Source organism: Ruegeria arenilitoris, from assembly GCF_013031355.1.
GTDB classification, from domain to species: domain Bacteria; phylum Pseudomonadota; class Alphaproteobacteria; order Rhodobacterales; family Rhodobacteraceae; genus Ruegeria; species Ruegeria arenilitoris_C.
The window spans coordinates 1-21055 of sequence record NZ_WPZO01000013.1; the positions used below are offsets into that span (position 1 = coordinate 1).

21 protein-coding genes and 1 tRNA gene are annotated in these 21055 nt (G+C 57.0%); 8 read left to right on the top strand and 14 right to left on the bottom strand.

The window, feature by feature from the left end; all coding sequences use genetic code 11:
- Nucleotides 1–211 precede the first annotated feature (211 nt).
- The gene (locus GOX63_RS20730; protein WP_170547060.1) at nucleotides 212–2035 is read right to left on the bottom strand and encodes a BCCT family transporter; all 1824 of its coding nucleotides are present in this window, start codon (nucleotides 2033–2035) and stop codon (nucleotides 212–214) included.
- Between the two features lie 620 nt (nucleotides 2036–2655).
- Between GOX63_RS20730 and GOX63_RS20735 the strand changes: the two genes are divergently transcribed.
- Entirely contained in the window at nucleotides 2656–3618 is a 963-nt protein-coding gene (locus GOX63_RS20735) for an alpha/beta fold hydrolase (RefSeq protein ID WP_170328534.1), read from the top strand.
- Between the two features lie 83 nt (nucleotides 3619–3701).
- Nucleotides 3702–3778 (top strand) — tRNA-Met (locus GOX63_RS20740).
- A gap of 1324 nt (nucleotides 3779–5102) precedes the next feature.
- On the opposite strand, the gene GOX63_RS20745 is transcribed toward GOX63_RS20740, so the two are convergent.
- Nucleotides 5103–6899, bottom strand: coding sequence for a GNAT family N-acetyltransferase (locus GOX63_RS20745; RefSeq protein WP_170328535.1), 1797 nt, complete (start codon nucleotides 6897–6899; stop codon nucleotides 5103–5105).
- 143 nt (nucleotides 6900–7042) lie between these two features.
- Complete coding sequence (locus GOX63_RS20750) at nucleotides 7043–7429, bottom strand: hypothetical protein (protein WP_170328536.1); 387 nt, start codon at nucleotides 7427–7429, stop codon at nucleotides 7043–7045.
- 101 nt (nucleotides 7430–7530) lie between these two features.
- On the opposite strand from GOX63_RS20750, the gene GOX63_RS20755 reads away from it, so the two are divergent.
- The gene (locus GOX63_RS20755) at nucleotides 7531–7833 is read left to right on the top strand and encodes an FCD domain-containing protein (RefSeq protein ID WP_254436052.1); all 303 of its coding nucleotides are present in this window, start codon (nucleotides 7531–7533) and stop codon (nucleotides 7831–7833) included.
- A gap of 345 nt (nucleotides 7834–8178) precedes the next feature.
- Here the strand turns inward: GOX63_RS20755 and GOX63_RS20760 are convergent, their stop codons facing one another.
- From GOX63_RS20760 to GOX63_RS20780, 5 genes are all read right to left on the bottom strand, one after another.
- Complete coding sequence (locus tag GOX63_RS20760) at nucleotides 8179–8457, bottom strand: hypothetical protein (RefSeq protein ID WP_170328537.1); 279 nt, start codon at nucleotides 8455–8457, stop codon at nucleotides 8179–8181.
- 329 nt (nucleotides 8458–8786) lie between these two features.
- On the bottom strand, nucleotides 8787–8924 hold the full coding sequence (locus GOX63_RS20765; RefSeq protein ID WP_170328538.1) for a hypothetical protein: 138 nt from the start codon (nucleotides 8922–8924) through the stop codon (nucleotides 8787–8789).
- A 122-nt stretch (nucleotides 8925–9046) separates the two neighbouring features.
- Nucleotides 9047–9673 (bottom strand): transmembrane anchor protein, encoded by a 627-nt coding sequence (locus GOX63_RS20770; protein ID WP_170328539.1) that lies wholly within the window; start codon nucleotides 9671–9673, stop codon nucleotides 9047–9049.
- Nucleotides 9674–9685: 12 nt separating this feature from the next.
- Complete coding sequence (locus GOX63_RS20775) at nucleotides 9686–10411, bottom strand: HupE/UreJ family protein (RefSeq protein ID WP_170328540.1); 726 nt, start codon at nucleotides 10409–10411, stop codon at nucleotides 9686–9688.
- A gap of 56 nt (nucleotides 10412–10467) precedes the next feature.
- A complete protein-coding gene (locus GOX63_RS20780; RefSeq protein WP_170328541.1) occupies nucleotides 10468–10830 on the bottom strand; it encodes a hypothetical protein in 363 nt (120 codons plus the stop codon).
- Between the two features lie 78 nt (nucleotides 10831–10908).
- Between GOX63_RS20780 and GOX63_RS20785 the strand changes: the two genes are divergently transcribed.
- Together GOX63_RS20785 and GOX63_RS20790 are read left to right on the top strand one after the other, a co-directional pair.
- The gene (locus tag GOX63_RS20785) at nucleotides 10909–11160 is read left to right on the top strand and encodes a metal-sensing transcriptional repressor (protein ID WP_170328542.1); all 252 of its coding nucleotides are present in this window, start codon (nucleotides 10909–10911) and stop codon (nucleotides 11158–11160) included.
- 8 nt (nucleotides 11161–11168) lie between these two features.
- Entirely contained in the window at nucleotides 11169–12488 is a 1320-nt protein-coding gene (locus GOX63_RS20790) for an MFS transporter (protein WP_170328543.1), read from the top strand.
- On the opposite strand, the gene GOX63_RS20795 is transcribed toward GOX63_RS20790, so the two are convergent.
- Together GOX63_RS20795 and GOX63_RS20800 are read right to left on the bottom strand one after the other, a co-directional pair.
- Nucleotides 12477–13832 (bottom strand): ATP-binding protein, encoded by a 1356-nt coding sequence (locus GOX63_RS20795; RefSeq protein WP_170328544.1) that lies wholly within the window; start codon nucleotides 13830–13832, stop codon nucleotides 12477–12479. The genes GOX63_RS20790 and GOX63_RS20795 overlap by 12 nt on opposite strands.
- The gene (locus GOX63_RS20800) at nucleotides 13832–14557 is read right to left on the bottom strand and encodes a response regulator (protein WP_170547063.1); all 726 of its coding nucleotides are present in this window, start codon (nucleotides 14555–14557) and stop codon (nucleotides 13832–13834) included. Before GOX63_RS20800 ends, GOX63_RS20795 begins: the two co-directional genes overlap by 1 nt.
- 172 nt (nucleotides 14558–14729) lie before the next feature.
- Here GOX63_RS20800 and GOX63_RS20805 point away from each other — a divergent pair, with 172 nt between their 5' ends.
- The 3 genes from GOX63_RS20805 to GOX63_RS20815 all read left to right on the top strand — a co-directional run bounded on the left by GOX63_RS20805 (nucleotide 14730) and on the right by GOX63_RS20815 (nucleotide 16266).
- Entirely contained in the window at nucleotides 14730–15266 is a 537-nt protein-coding gene (locus GOX63_RS20805; RefSeq protein ID WP_170328546.1) for an EF-hand domain-containing protein, read from the top strand.
- A gap of 54 nt (nucleotides 15267–15320) precedes the next feature.
- The gene (locus tag GOX63_RS20810; protein WP_170328547.1) at nucleotides 15321–15821 is read left to right on the top strand and encodes a cytochrome b; all 501 of its coding nucleotides are present in this window, start codon (nucleotides 15321–15323) and stop codon (nucleotides 15819–15821) included.
- Between the two features lie 139 nt (nucleotides 15822–15960).
- The gene (locus tag GOX63_RS20815; RefSeq protein WP_170328548.1) at nucleotides 15961–16266 is read left to right on the top strand and encodes an EF-hand domain-containing protein; all 306 of its coding nucleotides are present in this window, start codon (nucleotides 15961–15963) and stop codon (nucleotides 16264–16266) included.
- Nucleotides 16267–16431: 165 nt separating this feature from the next.
- Here GOX63_RS20815 and GOX63_RS20820 read toward each other — a convergent pair whose 3' ends face one another.
- The 4 genes from GOX63_RS20820 to GOX63_RS20835 form a co-directional block, all read right to left on the bottom strand.
- Nucleotides 16432–16839 carry a universal stress protein gene (locus tag GOX63_RS20820; RefSeq protein ID WP_170328549.1) on the bottom strand — a complete coding sequence of 136 codons (408 nt, stop codon included), beginning with the start codon at nucleotides 16837–16839 and terminating at the stop codon, nucleotides 16432–16434.
- Nucleotides 16840–16965: 126 nt separating this feature from the next.
- Nucleotides 16966–18480, bottom strand: coding sequence for a malonate--CoA ligase (locus tag GOX63_RS20825; RefSeq protein ID WP_170547065.1), 1515 nt, complete (start codon nucleotides 18478–18480; stop codon nucleotides 16966–16968).
- 5 nt (nucleotides 18481–18485) lie between these two features.
- Nucleotides 18486–19742 carry a malonyl-CoA decarboxylase gene (locus GOX63_RS20830; protein WP_170328551.1) on the bottom strand — a complete coding sequence of 419 codons (1257 nt, stop codon included), beginning with the start codon at nucleotides 19740–19742 and terminating at the stop codon, nucleotides 18486–18488.
- Entirely contained in the window at nucleotides 19739–21055 is a 1317-nt protein-coding gene (locus GOX63_RS20835) for a TRAP transporter large permease (protein ID WP_170328552.1), read from the bottom strand. Before GOX63_RS20835 ends, GOX63_RS20830 begins: the two co-directional genes overlap by 4 nt.

Sequence of the window (21055 nt, forward strand, 5' to 3'; positions counted from 1 at the left end):
TCCGAGAAATCGGCGCAAACGCAATACTCAGATGGAAAGAATGGAAAGCAAGAGATGAATGACCCGGGCTGGCTAAGCCGGGCCAAATGCCCGTCAGCGACAGAGTAAGTCCGCCCGGTGGCGACACCTGCTTGCAGGTCGCAATACCGGTTTTGGGAACGAAAAACGCCGCCCCAACGGGGCGGCGTCTGGTTTGATCTTTGGGGCGTTCTTACTCGGCGGCCTGCGCCGTGGCGCCGTGCTTGTCGCGCAGGCTGTCGCGATAGAGCGCCTTTGCCAGAGCAACCATCATCAGGCCCATCACCATGGTAAAGGGAAGCGCGCCGATGATCATTGCGTTGCGCAGCGCATCCATCGGGTTGTTTTCACCCGCCGCCAGGATCAGCGCACCGATCACGGCCATCAGGATCAGACCCCAGATGATGCGGTGCTTGATGCCGGTTTCCTGGCTGCCGCCGGACATGATTGTGTTCATCACCAGAATGCCCGAGTCAGCAGAAGTTACCAAGAAGGTCATGATCAGGATCACACACATGACGTTCAGCATGGACAGCAGCCCGCCGTCGATCATGTAGGACAAGGTCACGAACAGTTTGTTGGTGTTCGACGCCCCGATGATCGCACCCTCGGCGGCACCCGCCAGTTCCAGATCGATCGCGGTACCACCCAGAATGGTCATCCAGGCAAAGCACACCAGCGCCGGCGCGAAGACGCAGCCCAGAATGAACTCACGGACCGAACGCCCCTTGGAGATGCGCGCCAGGAACAGGCCTACAAACGGCGAGAACGCGATCCACCACGCCCAGTAGAATGTGGTCCAGCCGGCCTGCCAGCCGAACTGACGGCCCTGCTCGCCAGCGGCGTAGGCCGCGGCCAGAGTCGCTTCGTCCAACTCGGCGGCTGCACCTTCCAGACCGCTCTTGAAGCCGTCAAAGCTGCCCCACGCGTTGGTTGCGCCACCCACCAGGTCTGCCGCATGGGCCTGTGCCTCGGCCGGCAGAGCTGCCGCGAAGGCTTCGGTCGACAGCGGGCCATAGGCGTTAAAGCTGAGCGACAGGAAGTGCAGGATATAGTCGACCATCGCCGTGCCATAGGTCGTCATGGCAAAGACGAACGAGCCGAACACGACAAAGGTACCCAGCAGGATGATCGACAGCACCAGGTTCAGGTTCGACAGGTACTTAACGCCACGGCCAACACCCGACACAGCCGAGATGATCGACAGCCCCATGATGACAATCAGCCCGGAAATCAGGCCCACTTTGCTGGGGGTCGGAACTTCGCCGCCCAGATCCATGATCCACTCCATACCGGTGATAGCGTAGAGACCGTCGATAAACTGGCTGACGCCATAGCCGATGGTCACGGACACGCCGAGGATGGTCGCAACCACGCCCAGAACGTCAACCACGTGGCCCAGGAAGCCGTTCATCAGCTTGCCGAACAGCGGTGTCAGCGCCGCACGGATGGTCAGCGGCATATTGCGGGTATAGGCGTAATAGGCCAGCGACAGGCCGGTGACGACATAGATCGCCCAGGCGTGGAAACCGTAGTGCAGGTAGGTGAAGCGATAGGCAGATGGCAGCGCCTCGGGCGAGTTGGCCTCGACCGCACCGGACACCACAACGGGGTTTGACCCCCACAGGCCCAGCGGCTCAGCTGTGGCAAACACCATCAGACCGACGCCCAAGCCGGCACCAAACATCATCGAAAACCACGAGAAGTTCGAAAACTCGGGCTTTTCCCCGGGCGTCCCCATGATCCGGCGCCCGGTGGCGGGGATGATGGCTACAATGGCCAGAAAAAAGAAGAACAAACCTACGATGATGACGTAGAAGCTGTTGAACACTTCCAGCAGCTTGAAGTTCCAGCTGCCCAGCGTGCTGTTTGCATTCGCCGGGAAAATCAGCGCCCACAGTACCAGCGCAACCATGATCCCCTTGCTGATCAGCGCGATAGGGGTGCTGTAATTCTCATAAAAACCGGCATCCGCCGTTTTTATCTCAAGATCCGTAAATGGTTCGGGTACCGACATATTTTCCTCCGTGTTGATGGTACGCTGGATTGAACTCACCTAATGGCGAGCCTCCAATCTTGACCTTTTTCTTGACCCGTCCCTTGAGGTTCATCACCACTCCTCCGACGGGACAGGTCCCTGAAAACTCCACTTGGGCAAAAAGCCCAAGCTACCGCCGAAACGCGGTATTTTCTGGCCTACCTGCCTATATCGGTGGCATTCAGCTGATTTGCTTGGAACCGACATTATCTGTAGCTTTGCGACACATATCCCCAGACGGGATCAAAAAACACATTATTGACGCGATGAACTCAGGATTTTACCCGGAAAAATTCTAATGTTCGATTTAGTTTCGCTCATGCATCTCTCGACAACTGCCCGCAAATCATGAATTCCGAACGCGGCCCAATCCCACCGTGACCGATCACCCCCCCTTTGGATGTCGCGCAGCATCAGTGGCGTGGGCTCGCCGCAAAAACAGCATCAAGCAGGCAGGCGGGTGTCCATCCCGGCTTCAGAACGACTTGGGTCGCAACGCAACACTTTGGTCAGGGCCCATATCCGAGTATGAAAAGCTTATGCCCGGGCCGGGCCGGAATACGACCCCCCTGCCCCACCCCAAGGCGGAGACCACTGAGATGAATACCTTCCTGACAGTCCTTCTGCTGATCGTTGCATTTTTCGTCGGCATGTACCTGTGGACGCGGAAACTGACTGCCGATGGGCAAAAGCGTGTCCCGCAGCTGGGCGATATCATCCCCGTCAATGGCGGCAGCATTCATTATGTCGAACGGGGTGACCCCTCGAAGCAGACCCTTGTCATGATCCACGGGCTGACAGGGCAACTGCAGCACTTCACCTATGCGCTGGTCGATTTGCTGGCCGACGATTATCACGTCATCGCAGTTGACCGGCCTGGATGTGGGTATTCGACACGGGACAAGGCCGATCTGGGGCGCCTGCCCGAACAGGGGCGGATGATACAGGAGTTTCTGGACGCCAAGGGCATCACTGACGCGATTCTGGTCGGCCATTCCTTGGGTGGTGCGGTATCGCTGGCCATGGCGCTGGACCATCCCGAAAAGATCAAGGCGCTGGCCCTGCTGGCCCCTCTGACGCAAAAGCTGTCATCCACGCCGCAGGTCTTCAAGCCGCTGGAGATTCGCACCGAGTGGCTGCGGAGCCTGATCGGCCATACTCTGGCCGTACCGCTGGCTGCCAAAACTGCTCCGCACACGCTGGACGTTGTTTTTGCTCCGGACCCTGCCCCCGCCGATTTCCTCGACCGCGCTGGCGGTGCACTGGGGCTGCGGCCCTCGGCTTTTGTCACCGGGTCGCAGGATGTTGTGGGTCTTGAGGCCAGCCTTGAGGCACAAATGGCACGGTACGGCGATCTGACCGTACCCGGCGGGATTCTGTACGGAGCGCAGGACGCGATCCTGCGACCTCGGACGCAGGGCGATCCGATGGCCCAGTTCGGCCTGAGCAACGAACGGATCGACGGGGCGGGTCACATGATCCTGATCACAGCGCCAGAGACCTGTGCCGCATTCATTCGCCGAATTGCCAAAACCGCAAGCACCGAGCCCAAGGCGGTTTGATCAGGGTGAAAAAGAATCCGGCTTTGACCATCTTTTCCCTCTTGACCCTCTCCGGCCCCTCCCTTAAATCGCCTCTCACTCATGGCGGAGTAGCTCAGTTGGTTAGAGCAGCGGAATCATAATCCGCGTGTCGGGGGTTCAAGTCCCTCCTCCGCTACCACCAAACCTCCCACCTTTTTGGAACGGTTTGAAACCGAGGCGCTAAGGCGGCCTTCACCTCGACCGGCACACCGTTTTCCTCGGTCGGAGACACAACGATCTCCGAAATCAAGCCGCGCACCGCATCACGTGCTTTTGGATTCGGATTGCCGTCATGCTCCTGCATAGAAGAGATCATTTCATCCAGTGCCGTGACATACTTGAAGCTGTCGCTGGATTGAACTCGAACGCCTGCTCCTTCTCGTCAAAGCTGGCCAACATTGTAGCGCGGCGGCAGCTTTCGGACAATTTGGCGGGATTTCCCGGACAGTTTCAAAAGCCGTGCCGACTTTGCCCAACTCGTCGAAAAGCATGACTTCATCATCCACCCATGTGTAAGTCAAAAGCTATTCGTCGTTCTTGCAGCAAGAGTTGTTTTCTGCAACTTTGCGGGCATGGTTAAAGACAGATATGGAAATACTTTTTTTTCCAGAAAACTCAATCACTGTATTCGACACTTCGCTAGGCTATGACACGGAGTTGTTTGAGGACTATTGGCTTAAAACTCCGTGACTTTGATCGCAGTCGTTACGCATCAGCTTACGAAGCCGATTTCGGATCTGGGGCGGACTGGTCCGCAGTGGTGTGTGAGTTGTTAAACAACCATGTGCCATTCTCGGTAATTGCGTCTGCTTTTTTCTGGGTGATCGGATTGAGAGGTCGGCTATGGCTTGGAAGCGTATGGCGGCGACACTGCTGTCCTGCATTCCAACGGGCGGTTTTTCTGACGCCAACGGCGCAGCGTTGCTAGCCTTAGAGCGCGTTTTTGAGCTCACTGATAGTCAAAACGTTAAGCTGCTGGCCTACACATGGGTAGATAAGAGATCACGTTCCTCGATGAGCCGTACAAAGTTAAGACCGCTTTTGAAACAATTGCAAAGCTGGACGAGATCGAACCCAGAGATAAACAGTTCGGGGCAGGTTTGTTCTCGCCGCCAGTTTTCCTTTTCAAATTCGAGGCCGGCAAAAGACAGATCTTAGTAGCGGTCAGAAATAAGGATGTGCGGTTGACCGCGTTGTAGCCAACGTGAATCTGTGCCTGAACAGTGTAGCGTGGCGGCAGCGTTCGAACAATTTGGCACGATTTCCCGGACAACTCGACGTGACCCGTTGGTAGACTCGGCCACACAACTGACGTTCGCTGCATGTGCGGATAGGGCGGTACTTAATGTCAGCTTTTGGCTGGGTTTGCCAAACATAAGGCATCGCAGGTCCGAGAATACCATTGGCCATCACGTACCCCGCAGTATCGTTGGCGTGCCAAGGTACGATCACGTTAAACGGGCTCATCGCCCTTGCAATATGGGCGATTTCGGCGGCGTGAACCGCATCGGATTGGAGGTGACCATTACGCGCGCCAGCGCGGTTTCCGTTGTCTGCTGGCTCATTGCGTCGAACGCAGGGTAGCTCTGGGCGTCGACGTCCAAAGCTGAGATAATTTTTGCGTTCACATTTGTCTTTGCACCAATCGACGCCGGTATCTTGTCAGTTTTGGTGTCAATGCCTGAAGTCTTAAGCGACGATTGCTCGTCCCGCTGCGTAGCTCTCGGTCTTTTGCTGCGGAGCGCCCTCGCGAGGACTCCCTGCAGGCTCGCGTTATCGGGATCGAGGCGCAACGCAGCCTTGGCTACAGCCAGTGCGTCATCGGCCAGATCAAGCTTCAAAAGCGTACGCCCAAACAGGGAAAAGAGTTTCGCCACGTCCATGGATTTGTTTAGCAACCCGGTACCGGTCTTTTCCGCCTCGCCCGCGTTCTTTTGCCCGGCTACCAGCGCACGCCCCAGTCTGAGCCATATCTTTAGCGAATTTGGCCGGCGCTCCAATAGTTTTACGAACTCCCGGTAGGCAGTACCGTTGTAGCCCTGTCTCGCGGCAATTACCCCGTGCATGTAGCGCACACGTGGATCGTTCGGCTCAGCATTCACGATTTGCGCAAACCCGCGCTGTGCTGCCGCCAGATCTCCGGCGTTATAGAGTGCTTTGGAACGCTTCAACACATAACGCAGACAACGCCGATCAAGCTTGTCACCAAGATTTTTACCGCTTTGCGTGATCAGCAGCAGCGACCGGATTTTTGCGTCCTTTGATCCGAAGGAGTACTTGTAAGGCTCGTCGCCGCGAAGGAAATCATATTTTTTGAAGCCCTGCGAAATGGCGTGTCTAATTGCGTAGGAATGAAGGACCAAACCCGGCGGCGGGCCTTTGAAGGCCGTGTCGCGCGCACCGATATAGAAATTATAAGCCATGCTTTTCTGGTCAACCAATATGCTGAACACGCAAATTGGTCGGTCTTCATGCCAAAGCATTGGCATGAACAACGTATTTGTCGCCCAAGCTGTTCTGAGCATTCTGCGCTGGGTTTTCAGAATGGCGTTCAACCGGTCGCCTTTGCGCTCACCCCATTTATCAGTCCATAGCCGGATAAGAGTTTCAATATCCCGGTCAAACGTTTCGCTGGTTGTGTGCGTAAAACGATACGCGTCCGAGGCTTCTACCTGACGCAGAAAGCGCCGGATCTTTTGGCGGGTGTTTTTGCTGACTCTTTGACTAAGAAACTCGCCCCAATCTCCTGGAAGCATCGTATAGGGGCATACCCCGTTATTGACGCCGTCGGGTTCGACCATTTTCAGGTGCTTCAGCTCGAGGATTTCACCCGAGAATGCCCTGAGGAACAGATTAAGCCGTTTGTAGGAGGTCGGGAGGTTGAGAAGACGGAGGCGCCGCCAGTTCATCTCCTGCAGCTTTTGAGCAAGTGCAGGTATGGCAGTCTCTTCAGATTCAGGTCGGCAGATTAGGCCGTTATAATCCGAAACGTAGTTTCCAGTCAGATAAATCTCATTATAGAACCCGCCGGAATCGTGCTTAGTAGCCAGCCGAACCGGAAGAAAGGCTACATATCCTGGTTCGCCATGAGGCGCCCGGACAGCAAGAACAAAGCTACCGGCACCAGCGCTTTCCGCAGTTCCGAAAAGCCATTCAAATGACAGGAAATAATTGGCCTCGGGATCTGCCTGATATACCGCGTTCCATTGTGAACGCAGCTCAATGATTGCAGTTCGCCCCTCAATTAATTCTACTCGCACAACACCACTCTCTAACACAAAGTACTCAAAAAAACTGACAAGCAGTATATCAGTTTATTCCAAAAAATCTATTCTTGCGGATTTCTGCCCGAAGCATTGCCAAGCTGTTGAGTGGCGATAAGGAAGTGTCGTGGGAGACTGCCTTATCGCCACTCAATCAGATCGCTGTAGCGTTCAGGTACGACGACCAGGCCAAATTGCTCGGCGACAAAACCTAGCAATCCGTGCTGGTTTGTGACGTGGATCAGCGCGACGAACCTCTCCAACGTTATGCGATGGCTTTCCCGCGCCTCACTCGCATAAACATCCAGCATGTTCTTGCTGAACTCCTCGCCCAAATACTCCGACATGGCGTCGGCGATCTGTTCCCGGCTCAGGTCTGAGGCTTTCAGCGCCCGGCTCACAGCGCGGGCGATCTGACTGGACAGATTGCCACCCGTGGCAACCTCCGGCGGAAGCGTTACATATACCTGCGGCAGTTGCCAGTCGCTGAACATATCCAGCGTGTTGGGATCACGGTGACGAGACATCAACGCATACCTCCCACCAATTCGGCCTCAACCTCGGGAAAGCACCCCAATAAGTAAGGGCCAAACAGCAGGGCCAGCATCAGCACCACAAACTGCACTTGATGGAACAGCAGCTTCTCAGAGGAGATGAATCCGAAAAAGAGACTTGGAAAAGATATGATTGGGAGTTTCACCAGGCGATGATCGCGGCCTGCAATTCCAAGAAACTTCTGTCTCTGCACTCGATCATCTACGACAAATATTTGCGGTATCAGATGCTCGTGCTGACCTATCGCGGCGAAGAGGCCGTCAAGGAGCACAAGGGCATGTTCGATGCCGCGCTGGCCAGAGACGCCGACACGGCCAAGAAACTGTTAGAAGATCACATCCGAAACGGCCTCACCCACACATTGGAGGCTATGTAGGCCATTCCCCCTTGCCGCAATTGCGACGGCCTTCAACGTAGGGCAACTCGGTGAAGACCAATTTCTTTTGATCGAATTCGCCAGTCAGGGTACCGCTACGACAATTGACCTTTCTGCTTACCGCTCGAAGATCGCGGCACCCTTATTTTACAGAGGGTTAATGTGTGGGGTTTGCGTCCAAAACGGACCTCCGCTACCACCACCCCCTACTTTAGTTTCTTGGTTTGAGATGAAGGCGCTTAGGTGCCCCTAACCTCGACGGGAATCGCATCATTTTCCACCGGGAAAACGATGACTTCAGAAACGAGGGGCCTGATGATGCCCAGCGCTTCGGCCTTTGATTTTTTAAGCAGGGTTACCCGTTGAGGCCACGAGACCCTGAATAGCGCGGATAAATTGTTTCGGAGTTGCTGGATCAAAAGAGATCGCGTCAGTGCTCGCATCCGGTGAATGCAGTTCTTCTTGCGCCTTCTTCAATTGGCTCTTTGCTTCTCCAACCTTGCCGTCCAGAATGCCTCGATCGATAAGGGTGAGACGTTTTTCAAACAACGCCTTCTGTTTTTTTGGGATTAGAATATGCCTTTGACGCGGGTTACCAATGTCCATCCGCTCATCAGGAGCCATCAATGCGGCGCACCCGGCCCAAAAGTTACATCGCAACTATCGAGGGTGCGCATGAACCAGCCATGCTGAACGTCGAAATCCGTAAGGATATTGCCCCGAACACAGTAGAATCGTGTGCGCTCTTAGATAACTGACTGACCATGGGCATGTCCTTGCAAGACGAAGCATGCGAGGCCACTTCCACGATCAGTCGGCATTGCGTTCCTTAACCAATTGCCTCGATCAGCTTCCATTCCGCCAACTGGCCACGAACAGTCAGTGACTTTCGACGCGCCTAAACGCGCTCTTTCACCAAAGCTCAAAAAGTTGTCGCGTTAGACTTTGCGGGATCAATCATGCGAATGGCCATGCCCACCTGTGGCATCACCGCCGGCGAAGATCGCCATCAATACAACCAGCATCAGGGCAATCACTACGGCCACAAATACGATCTTGGGACCGCTGAGGTTTTGAAGGAAGGTTTTCATCGTTTTGTCCGTTTCTTGAATTCTGCTTGTACTGGCTCCACCCTGCGGTTTCACTTTGCGACCCAACAGAGGTGGCGCGCTGGATGGCCCTGCACATTTGCTGCAGGGCCACCGTTGCAAATTTACGGCCGCAGCATTTCTCCGTAATCGCCGCGAACATAGAGCGTGACCGTGACATCCTGGCTGTCCCGGTTGCGCCAGAACCAGCCGTGCTTGCCAGTAAAGGCCGCTTTCAGCACATCCTCGTCCTGAGGCAGGCCACGGCCCTTTTCATAGCTGATGAATTTGTCGCCAGGAGCGTCGCCATGAAGGTCGAAATTGACGACCCCGTTTTCGGCAACCCACAGGAACTCGACTTCGGCGCCTTCCTCCATGGTCAGTTTGACCTCGGTTCCTTCGCCGGGGGTCAAGACGACACTGAACTGCTCAGCCCATTCAGGGGTTGCAGTTTGCGCATGAGCCGCTCCGACAAACAGGCCGAAGACATCGTCAAGCAGGCTTGTCTGATCCTCGCCCGCCGCTTCCTTTGCTTTGTCGGCCTCCGCTTCTGCCGCGAGTTGGGATTTAATCTCTCCCATCTCTGCAAGGCCAAGCACGCGACCAATGCGTGTGGGGTCGATTCCGTATTCAGCCGGCAGCACGATCGTCGCCAAGATCACGATGGCCGACACAGCGGCAATGATCGTGGATTTCAGAAGTTGTGCCGAGCTTGGCAATTCTTCGAGGCTGGGTTTTTTTGCATTGAACATTTGTTTGTTTCCTTATGCGGCCACAAAATAGCCGGTGATTTGGTAGCCCATGAGGATGAACCCTATGGACATCATGACGACGTTGACCGTGTAGGCTTGACCAAAGAATTTCGGGGATTTTCTCCAAAACCCCATGACGATAAGGATCAGGGATAGCGCCATAAGTTGCCCCAGTTCCACTCCGACATTGAACGCCAGCAGGTTGGGCAACAACCCGTCCGGCGCGATGTTGTAGTCAAGGATTTTGGTGGCAAGGCCGGTGCCGTGGAAGAAACCGAAGACAAGCGTTGCAACCTTGGTGTTTGGCTGGAAGCCGAACCAACGCTGGTAGGCTCCAAGATTGTCGAGTGCCTTGTAAACGACCGACAAGCCGATGATCGCGTCAACGATGTAGGCGTTGACACCCCAGCCGAACCAGACCCCAGCGAGCATGGTTGTGGAGTGACCAATGGCAAAGAGGCTGACATAGACGCCAACGTCCTTCGCGCGGTAGAGGAAGAAGACGACGCCGAGCAGGAACAGGATGTGGTCATAGCCCGTGACCATGTGCTTGGCCCCGAGATACATGAAGGGAATGATGTTCACCCCCCAGATTTCCTGAATATAACCCGCGTCCCCTTCGGTGACATTGTGGGCTGCCGCAGCCGATGCCCAAAGCATCAGGGCTGCAAGCAAAGGTAGGATGGCGGCGGCACGCGTTCCGTGCCACGACGGTCCATCCGCGAAAACGGATTTCATAAGTTTCTCCTTGGATTGTCCGTTATTACGAGTGTGGGCGCCCTTTCGGGCAAACCTCACGCTCGCGGCGGCCTTTCCAATAGGAACAATGGATGCGACCAATCTGTCCTTGCCGGGCTGCGCCACACGGCATTTGCTTCATCGAAAGCATGAACATAACGGATGGGCATGAGAACGGCCTGAGTATGATCGTGGTCTGCCACATCATGGCTATGACCGTGCATGGCCCACATCAGATCTTCTTCAAAACCATGGGAATGGCCATGCTCTGAAACCACCTCGGCGTGATGCTGCAAGGTATCGAAAACGGTCGGGACATGCGATGAACCCGGCGCAACGGCCCAGACGAGTAGCGCAAGGCACGACAGGACAACAAGCACCCGACGCATCACGCGCTTTATCGCCATGACACTGCTCATGGGTCTGCCTGATCCTTTCTGCTCTTGCCTTGCATTCGGCGTCTTGCGCCATCCCCCCCGGGAGGTTAGCTCTGACATATGACAAAACCACATACCCATGCAAGCCATCCCAAAATCATATCCCGTTTGAAACGCGCCGACGGGCATCTGCGTTCGGTTGTCGCGATGATCGAAGAGGGGCGACCCTGCCTTGATGTGGCGCAACAATTGCAGGCCGTCGAAAGCGCCATCCGCAATGCCAAGCAGACCCTGATCCATGACCACCTAGATCATTGTCTGGATGGCGATCACGACCGGGAAGGAATGAAGGCGATCTCCCGCTATCTCTGAGGGGAACCATGTTCGACATTCTGTCTGACCGAACCTACCGCCACCTTTTTCTGGCCCAGATCGTTGCCCTGCTGGGTACCGGGCTCGCCACTGTTGCCCTGGGTCTTCTTGCCTATGATCTGGCTGGCGAAGGCGCGGCGATGGTTCTGGGCACTGTATTTACGATCAAGATGGTCGCCTATGTCGGCATCGCGCCGATTGCGGGGGCGTTCGCGGATCGTGTCAACCGCCGTGTTCTGCTTGTGGCGCTTGATCTGGTGCGTGGAGCAGTGGCGTTGTGCCTGCCTTTCGTAACCGAAGCCTGGCAGGTCTATGTCCTCATCTTTCTGCTGCAATCAGCTTCGGCAGCCTTTACGCCGACGTTTCAGGCCACGATCCCGGACGTTTTGACCGAAGAAAGCCGCTATACACGCGCGCTGTCTCTATCGCGGCTGGCCTATGATCTGGAGAACATCATCAGCCCGACGCTCGCTGCGCTCCTGCTGGCAGTGATGAGTTATAACAGCCTGTTTCTTGGAACCGCTTTGGGGTTTGCGGCGTCTGCGGTTCTGGTCGTCTCGGTCTTGCTGCCCAGTCCCAAGGCTTCCGAACCGCGCGGTGTCTATGACCGAACCACGCGGGGTGTACGTATCTACCTTGCGACACCGCGGTTGCGGGGATTGCTGGGGCTGAGCCTGGCGGTGTCCGGCGCAGGAGCGATGGTGCTGGTGAATTCGGTGGTTCTGGTCCGTAGGCAGTTGGGACTGGACGAAAGTGCTTTGGCTTGGACAATGTTTGCCTTCGGCGCCGGCAGCATGGCCGCTGCTCTCCTCCTGCCGCGCGTGCTGGATCGCGTTGCGGACAGGCCAGTTATGATGGCCGGAGCTTGGATCATGGTCGTAGCGCTGTTGGGGATCGCAGTGACGATTCTGACGGTTGGGCTGAGCTGGCCGCTCCTTCTTGTCGTTTGGCTGATCATCGGCTTGGGGTATTCCACCGTCCAGACGCCCTCGGGACGCCTGCTTCGCCGCTCTGCCCACGCCGAGGATCGGCCTGCCGTGTTCGCCGCACAATTCGCGCTTTCGCATGCTTGCTGGTTGATAACCTACCCGTTGTCCGGCTGGCTCATGACCAGCTTCGGGGCAGTGTCGGCGCTTGTGGTTCTGGCGGGGCTGGCAACGGTTGGGATCGTTGCCGCGCTTTGGCTTTGGCCAGCAGACGACCCGGACGTCGTGGAGCATACGCATGACAATCTGCCGCTGGACCATCCACACCTGCAAGGACGTAAGCGTCATTCCCATGCACTTGTCATCGATGACGCCCATCCGCATTGGGGGTCACAATTCTGACTGGCGCGGCAATGTCACACGCGCTCTGAGCCCCCCTTCAACGCGGTTCACAAGGACAATGTCGCCGCCATGGGCGCGCAGGATGGAACGGGCAATTGGCAATCCAAGCCCAGTGCCTCCGGTTTCAAGGGAACGCGAATCCTCAAGCCGGACAAAAGGGTCGAAGACCCGCTCCAGATCCACATCGGGAATGCCAGGGCCATTGTCGTCGATATCGACCTGCACCTGCCTGTCACCGACAGAAAGTGATATTCGCGCGCCATTGCCATAGCGCTGTGCGTTGCCCATGAGGTTCCGGATGGCCCGCCGTATGGCGACATTGCGCAGCGGCAAAGTGACCGGCTCTGCCTCGACCAACAAAGACGGACCGCTTTCCGACAGATCGTCGGCGATCTCGCACAGCATGGTGCTTATTTCAACCAACTCGGTCGGCTGATCGGTCGACACGCCACGCGCATAGGCCAGCGTTGCCTCGACCATGTCCTGCATTTCGTCGAGTGTTGCAGTCATCCGCACGCGCGTTTCATCATCATCAACCATTTCGACCCGCAACCGCAGAGCCGTAATCGGAGACCGCAAATCGTGGCCAAGCGCGGCCAGCATTCTGGTTCTGTCCGAGACAAGGCGCGCTAGGCGGTCATGCATCCGCGCAAGCGCATCAGACAAAGCCTGCACTTCGAGCGGTCCGCCGTTTGGCATCTCGGGAGGCTCTTTACCCAAACCGAAGCCTTCGGCGGCCTCAGCCAACCGGTGCAGCGGGCCGGTTATGCGGCGCAGCCCGAACCACAGCGCTCCTAGGATGAGCAGTAGCGACAGCATGGCTGACCCCACGACCACAGGCGGCAACTGCAGATCGGGACGCTGGAAACGCGCACTGACGTTCAGCCAACCCCCATTGGCCAGAGGAAGAGAAAGGCGCATTTCACTGGGTGCGATACCGGCACGTAGCATTCGCTGATGCAACCAGGAAACCGGGGTGGGTGGATCCGCACGCCGATCTCCATGAGGCGACACCGCGAAGACTTCGCTGCGGGCGTTTTCGGGCAGGTGTCGGAATAGCGTGTTGAAGTCAGACCTGTCGTCTTCCACCAGCGGCTCGGGCCCATAGGCAAAACGCACGCTGGGCGAATTCGACGCGGCAAGGATCGCATCTCGAGTCTTGGCAGGGGTTTCCGAGAGCGCCTCGGCAAGACCTACGGCGCGCTCGACCGTTTCACGTTGTTGCGCCGCCCGGATTGCTGCACCCCGTTCGTCCGTAAATAGCCATGCGGCGAGAACTTGCGCCGCGACAAATGCCACGAAGATCAACAGGCCCAATTGCGCCCGGATGCTGCGAAAGCGCATCACGGAACCTCACGGACATCTGTTGCGAAGCTATAGCCACCCGCGCGGATGGTGGCGATGATCTTCGGGTGGGCGGGGTCCTCTTCGATCTTGCGGCGCAACCTGCCCACTTGATTGTCGATCGTCCGGTCGAAGACATCCGCCGTACGGCCGGAGGTGATATCCAGCAACTGGTCGCGAGAAAGCACAAAGCGCGGCCGTTCCAGAAAGGCAGTCAACAGTTTGAATTCTGCAGTTGTCAGAGCGGCCTGTCGTCCATCCTCGTGAACCAGATCGCGCGTGTCCGTGTTCAACACCCAACCGGCAAAGCTCAGCCTGCGCCCGCCAAGCGTTCCGGCCATTGGCTCCTTACGTTCAACCCGGCGCAGGATCGCCTTGACCCGCGCAAGCAATTCTCGGGGGTTGAAAGGTTTGGGCAGATAGTCATCGGCACCGACTTCCAATCCGACAATGCGGTCCGTTTCTTCCCCGAGAGCACTCAACATCAGGACAGGCGGGCCGCCCGCGCTCGCCAGTCTGCGCGCGGCCGACAGCCCATCCTCGCCCGGCATCATGACATCCAGGATGACAAGGTCGAACCGTCCTCCCTGCAGCGCCGCGTCCATTTCTGATGCGTTCTTGGCCGGTTGCGCACGCAGGCCATTCTTTTCGAGATAGCGCGTGACCGCATCCCGGATTTCGCTGTGATCATCGACAACAAGGATGTGGGGCGTGTGGTCCGTCATGTCGTTCTCATACCCCGGTTTCGCATTCGAGCGAAAGAATACGTGTCGCGTTCCATGTCAAAACCGGGTTTTGCGACAGACTGATACAATTCTCCCTCCATCCTGGCACATCCCTGCGACAGACCTGCCTCATCTTGGTTTCATCGAAACACCAACCCGATGAGGTAGAGAGATGAAACGCAAAACGATCCTGACCCTTGGTGCAGTTGCAGCCGCCGCCGCGTTTGGTGCCGTCACTATTCCCGCCGTCGCCGGCGGTCCTGGTTGGGGGCCTGGTTGCATGATGGAGACGATGAAAAACCAGCAAAGCGGTTTCATGGGCGTTCATCGCGGTCCGGGCATGATGATGCGCGGCAGATTTGCCGGACCGGGTGCCGGCTTCGGACCGATGCAGGCAATGGCTGCAAACCCTGTCTACAAGTCATTTGACGCTGATGCCGACGGCACTGTTTCAGCTACCGAGCTGGAAGCAGGCATCACCGCACTTCACGCCAAACATGATGTTGACGGCAACGGTGCTCTGTCCGCCGAAGAGTTCGCGGCACTCTTTGCCGAAGCTACGCGCGGCATGGCCGAGCGCCCCTTTGTGATGCTGGATGCCAACAATGATGGCGCGATTGACGCGGATGAAATGACCTTTCCGGCGCAGATGATGGCGAGGATGCAGAAGATGCATGCACCTGCAACGACGGCCACAGAGCAACAATGAAACAACCTGGCTGGTCTGATTTGGGCCGGCCAGATCAACAAAGGGACTTGATCAATGACCGCTCACCAAACCGCGCCCAAAGGCTACTCAACCACACAGATCGCCCTGCATTGGGGTATCGCCGCGCTCGTCGCTGGACAATACTTCTTCAAAGATGCGATTACCGGGGCATGGGCAGCGATCCGTGAAGGCCGCAATTACGATTTCGATCCTTTGATCCTGGCCCATGTGGTTGCTGGCGCACTGATCCTCCTGCTTGTCGTTTGGCGCCTTGCCCTTCGGCTTAAGCGCGGTGCTCCGCCTCCTCCGGAAAATGAACCTGCACCGCTAAAGACGCTGAGTCATGTGGCTCATTGGGCTTTCTATGCCCTGCTGGCCGCGATGTCCGTAACGGGCCTTGTCGCGTGGTTTGGTGACGCCACCGGTGCCGCTCAGGCCCACAATGTTCTGAAGGTCGCGCTTCTGGCGCTTGTTGCCCTGCATATGCTGGCCGTCCCCTTCCACCGTGTGGTGCTGAAGAACAACGTCATGCAGCGCATGGTCCGCCCGAACTGACCCCAGGGTCCACCCGTGACAGATCTCGCGCAAACTCAACACTCCTGAAAGGACAAGACATGACCCATTTTGGCGCTCTTGCCACTGCTGTGCTCTTTGCATCGGCTGCAATCGCTCAGACATCCCCGGTGACCAGTTCATGCAAAACTGGGACTTGAACGGTGACGGCACCGCCGCCCTCGAAGAACTGCAAGGGATGCGCGGAAACGTGTTCTTCACATTTGATGCAAACGAAGATGGATACCTCGATGCCGAGGAGTACGTGATGTTCGACGAGGCAGGCCAGAACGATGTAAACAACTATGAAGCCGATCAGCGTGCACAGATGCAGGCGGTTGCGGACGGATGGTTCGCCGACCTGGATACCGACCATTCGGGCACGATTACGTTGGTTGATTTCAACAGCCGTCACTTAAACATGCAAAGCGACCGTTTGATCAGATGACTGGTCGCAATCCTTGGTCCAATGCGAATATAAGCAATGTATTGGCATGATGCAGCGCAGCATGCCGAAAGCCGCCCTTCGTGTATGATCGTGCCATAGCCGGGGCGTTCGGACAGAGACCACATTTGAATGCGAGTTCAAACGACAACGACAAGATCTGCGACTTTACCTGATCACGTGAACAGCGCAGTGCGCGTGTCGAACAACACGTGCCGCAGTAGATCCAAGCAGGTAATCCTGCAAACCAGGTTGATGGCTTGCGATCACAACGCATTCGACACCGTGTGATGCCGCATAGTCGACGATACCGCGGCCTGCGTGACCTTCGGCGATCTCGATCCGGGCATTCGTCAAACCATTCAACAACGGCGTCAGCTTTTCCGAAGCGACGGCTTTGACACGTTCCAAATGGTCATCAGGAAGCAAGTTATTCGTGTATTGCGGCAGATGTTCGACGACATGCAAGAAGGTGATCTGACCATCGCCGGAATTGAGCGCACGCGCAACTTCAACAGAGCGCGCCGTGTCGCGGTCTCCATCCAGCGAAATCGGAACGAGGATATTTTGATACATTTAAGTTCAAGCTCCTGAAGAATTAAAAATCAACGGCTTAAAGGTAAAGCTATCGTACCTTCAGGCCGTTGAAGTTTAGTCCGCAGCATTGTCGAGAAAAGGGCTGACGGACCGGGGAGTGTCATCTTACGCGGCGACGAACAGGTCCTTGTATCGGTCACGCAGGATGTTCTTTTGAACCTTGCCCATGGTGTTGCGGGGCAGTTCATCCATCACGATCAACTGCCGGGGATGTTTGAACCGCGCGAGGCTGTTGCACACTGCAACTTGCATCTCTTCAAGGTCCGGGGTCTTGCCCGGTTCGGCGACAATCACACCAACGACCGTTTCCCCGAAATCCGGGTGGGGTACTCCGACTACCGCACTCTCCAACACACCGGGCTGATCATCCAGCACAAGCTCAATTTCCTTGGGATAGATGTTGTAGCCACCTGAGATGATCAGATCCTTGTTCCGGCCAACGATCTGGACATAGCCATCCTCGTCAATCCGCCCCAGATCGCCGGTGATGAAGAACCCGTTCCCACGCAGTTCGGCGGCGGTTTTTTCCGGCATCTGCCAGTAGCCCTTGAACACGTTGGGTCCGCGTACCTCGATTTCACCGATCTCGCCCTGCGGCAGGGGGTTGCCGTCTGAATCGCAGATTTGCAATTCGACTCCGGGCAAAGGAAAGCCCACCGTGCCCGCGCGGCGGTCGCCGTCATAGGGGTTCGAGGTGTTCATGTTGGTCTCGGTCATTCCATAGCGTTCGAGGATGCGATGACCAGTACGCTCTTCGAACTGCACATGGGTTTCCGCCAGCAGAGGCGCGGAACCGGAAACAAACAGGCGCATATGTTCGGCCAGTTCGTTTGTGAACCGATCATCATCCAGCAGGCGGGTATAGAAAGTCGGCACGCCCATCATGGTCGTGGCCTGTGGCATCCGCGCGATGATCTCATCCAGATCGAACTTGGGCATGAATATGATGCTGCTGCCCGCAGCCAGTGCGACATTGGTTGCCACAAACAGTCCGTGAGTGTGAAAGATCGGCAGCGCGTGCAGCAACACGTCGTCGGATGTGAAACGCCATTCCATGACCAGCGATTGTGCATTCGACAACAGGTTGTTCTGGGTCAGCATCGCGCCTTTCGACCGGCCCGTCGTTCCCGAGGTATAGAGAAACGCCGCCAGATCATCGCCATCGCGGTCTACGGTTTCATAACTGGCAGGCATGGCCGCGGCCTGATCCATCAGACTTCCGCTGCCATCAGCGTTCAGGGTCTCCACTTGCGCCCCTAGTTGCGCACCGACAGGTGTAAGTTTCTCCTCACTTCTAGCGTCGCAGACGATCAGTGAGGCCCCGCTGTTTTCAATGAAATAGGTCAATTCATCGACCGTGTAGGCGGTATTGAGCGGGAGAAACACGAGGCCTGCCTGCGCGCAGGCGGCATAGAGCGCCAGCGCTTCGGGTGATTTTTCGATCTGCGCCGCGACCCGATCACCGGGTTTCAAACCCAACTGTGTCGCCACATGAGCGATCTGTGCAGCGGTGCTCAGGAAATCCTGATGCGTGATCACCGAACCGTTGAGCAGTTGCAAAAAAGGTGTGTCTTTACCGGCATGGGCGCCGAACAAACCGTCATAGAGAGGATTGGCCATAAGGTTTACCTTTCCTGTGTCGTGGTTAGAGAGGCCGACGCAGCAAGCGATTTGGCCTCGGGCGAGGCGATGACCTCGCGGGTATTGGCGAACTGCTCGTGGTTCTGGGCAACGCGGCCGAGATCGTAGAGGTAGTTGACCATGGTGCCGCCGGACTGGGAGCGCCCCTTGTCCGACGTATCGGCATCAGCATGAACCGCATGAACCAGCGCGCCATTGCCAAGATGGAACCGGGCTACCGGATCGAATGGCATGTTGCCCCGGCCCTTGGCGTTCAGCAGGTAATGCGCCGCCAGCGCCTTCATCTGATCGGGTTCTTCAATGTCCCATTCGATGCCTTCCTGAGACAGCCACTTGGTCAATCCCGGAATCGGCGAGAGGGTGACAAAGGTTTTCAGCCCCGTCAGTTCCGCAGCCAGATCTGACGCCACCTGCTTGATGAGCGAGTTGCCGAACGAGATGCTGGCCAGCCCCGCCTGACAGTTCGAGATCGAGTAGAACACGGCTGTATCAGCCTGCTCTGCGGGCATCGGATCGCGGTCCTCGGCAAGCAGGGCCTGAACCGATCCGGGAATTCCGCTGTTCAGAGCGACTTCGACAAAGATAAGCGGCTCATCAGGCATCGAGGGGTGGAAAAAAGCAAAGCAGCGCCTATCGGTGGGTTCCAGCCTGCGGCGCAGGTCGTCCCAGCTGTCGATGGCGTGCACGGCTTCATAGGCGATGATCTTTTCCAGAATATGGGCCGGGCTTTCCCAATTGATTGGGCGCAGCACCAGAAAGCCGCGGTTGAACCAACTGGCGAACAGGTGGCGGAAGTCCAGATCCAGCGCTTGCAACTCAGGCTCCTTACTGCCCAACCGCAGCAGATCGGCGCGCATCTGAACAAGCGCACCCGTGGCACCCGGCACCCGGTTCAGGCGGCGGATCATCTCCTGCCGCGCGGGTTCAGCTGCAGCCGCGAAAGTGCGATAGGTCGCTTTCGAAGGCGCGCTCTCATACGCGTCCAGTGATGAGCGCACCGCTTCGGGATCGATATTCATGGCGGTGGCGAGATACCGGAAGAACTCCAGCTTTTCGTCATCTTCCATTTTGTCGAAGCGGGTCAAGATCTCTTCCGCCAAAGCCAGCCCTGAGGTCTCGCCCGCTGTCCCAACCAACGCATCTGCCAGTTCGGTTAGCGGGCGGCCATCGAGGGCCGCTGCACCAGCGCGACGATAGCGCCTCTCGAACACGGTTGAGAGAAGGTCGGCAAGCAGGGTCATACCGCCGCCCCCATCACCAGATCAGGCAGCCATGTCGCGAGGCCCGGGAACAGGCACAGCAGGACAATCGCGATCACCATGCAGGCCACGAAAGGCAGCGATCCGGTCAGGATGGTTTTCAGCGAGATGTCCGGCGCGATACCGTTGATCACATAGAGGTTCAGCCCGACGGGTGGCGAGATCAGACCGATTTCCATGTTGATCGTCAGCACAACCGCGAACCAGATCGGGTCAAAGCCAGCAGTGGTAATGATCGGCAGCAGGATCGGCGCCGCCATCAGGATCACCGCAACGGGCGGTAGGAAGAACCCGGCGATCAGCAGGAACACGTTGACCGCGCCCATCAGCACCCAGCGGTTTACGTCCAGCGTACCGATCCACTCGGCGATCGCCTGGGTGATGAACAGCGAACTGAGCATGTACGAGAACACACCGGCGGCGGCAATGATGAACAGGATCATCACGCTTTCCTTGGTGCTATCACGCAGTACGACCCAGATATCCTTGGGGTTCCAAAGTTTGTAGATGATCATCGCAATCATCAGGCACAGCAGCGCACCAACGGCGGCTGTTTCCGAAGGCGTGGCGATGCCGCCATACATGGCGTAAAGCACGCCGAGAATGATACCGAGGAAGGGCAGCACGCGCGGTAGGATCTCGAACCGTTCACTCCAAGTATAGCTGCCTGATCCCAGGCGGGTGGCGTCGCCGGATTTCCAGGTCGAATAAAGCGACCAGGCCATGAACAATCCGACCAGCATCAGGCCCGGGATCACACCGGCCAGGAACAGACGGCCAATCGAGGTTTCGGTGGCGATACCATAAACGATCATGGTGACCGAGGGTGGGATCAGGATACCAAGCGTACCGCCCGCAGCAATCGAGCCTGCAGCAACACCGTCGGGGTAACCGCGTTTGCGCATCTCGGGGATACCCATCTTGCCGATGGCGGCACAGGTTGCAGGCGACGAGCCCGACATGGCCGCAAACAGGGCGCAGGCGCCAAGGTTTGACACGACCAGCCCACCGGGGACACGGGTCAGCCAGCGTTCAAGAGCTTCGTAAAGGTCTGCCCCTGCCCTCGTTGAGGCTATTGAAGCCCCCATAATGATGAACATCGGGATCGAAAGCAGGGCAAAGTTATCGAGCTTACCGAACAGAATTTCCGGCATCAGTTCCAGCGACCGGGGGCCGTCGAAGACGATCAGGAAGCCGGCCGAGACGATCAGCAGACCGATGGCGACCGACACGCCCGAAAACAGAACAAGAATAGTGGCGATGGCGACAATTGCGCCGAGCAGAAGGGGATCCAT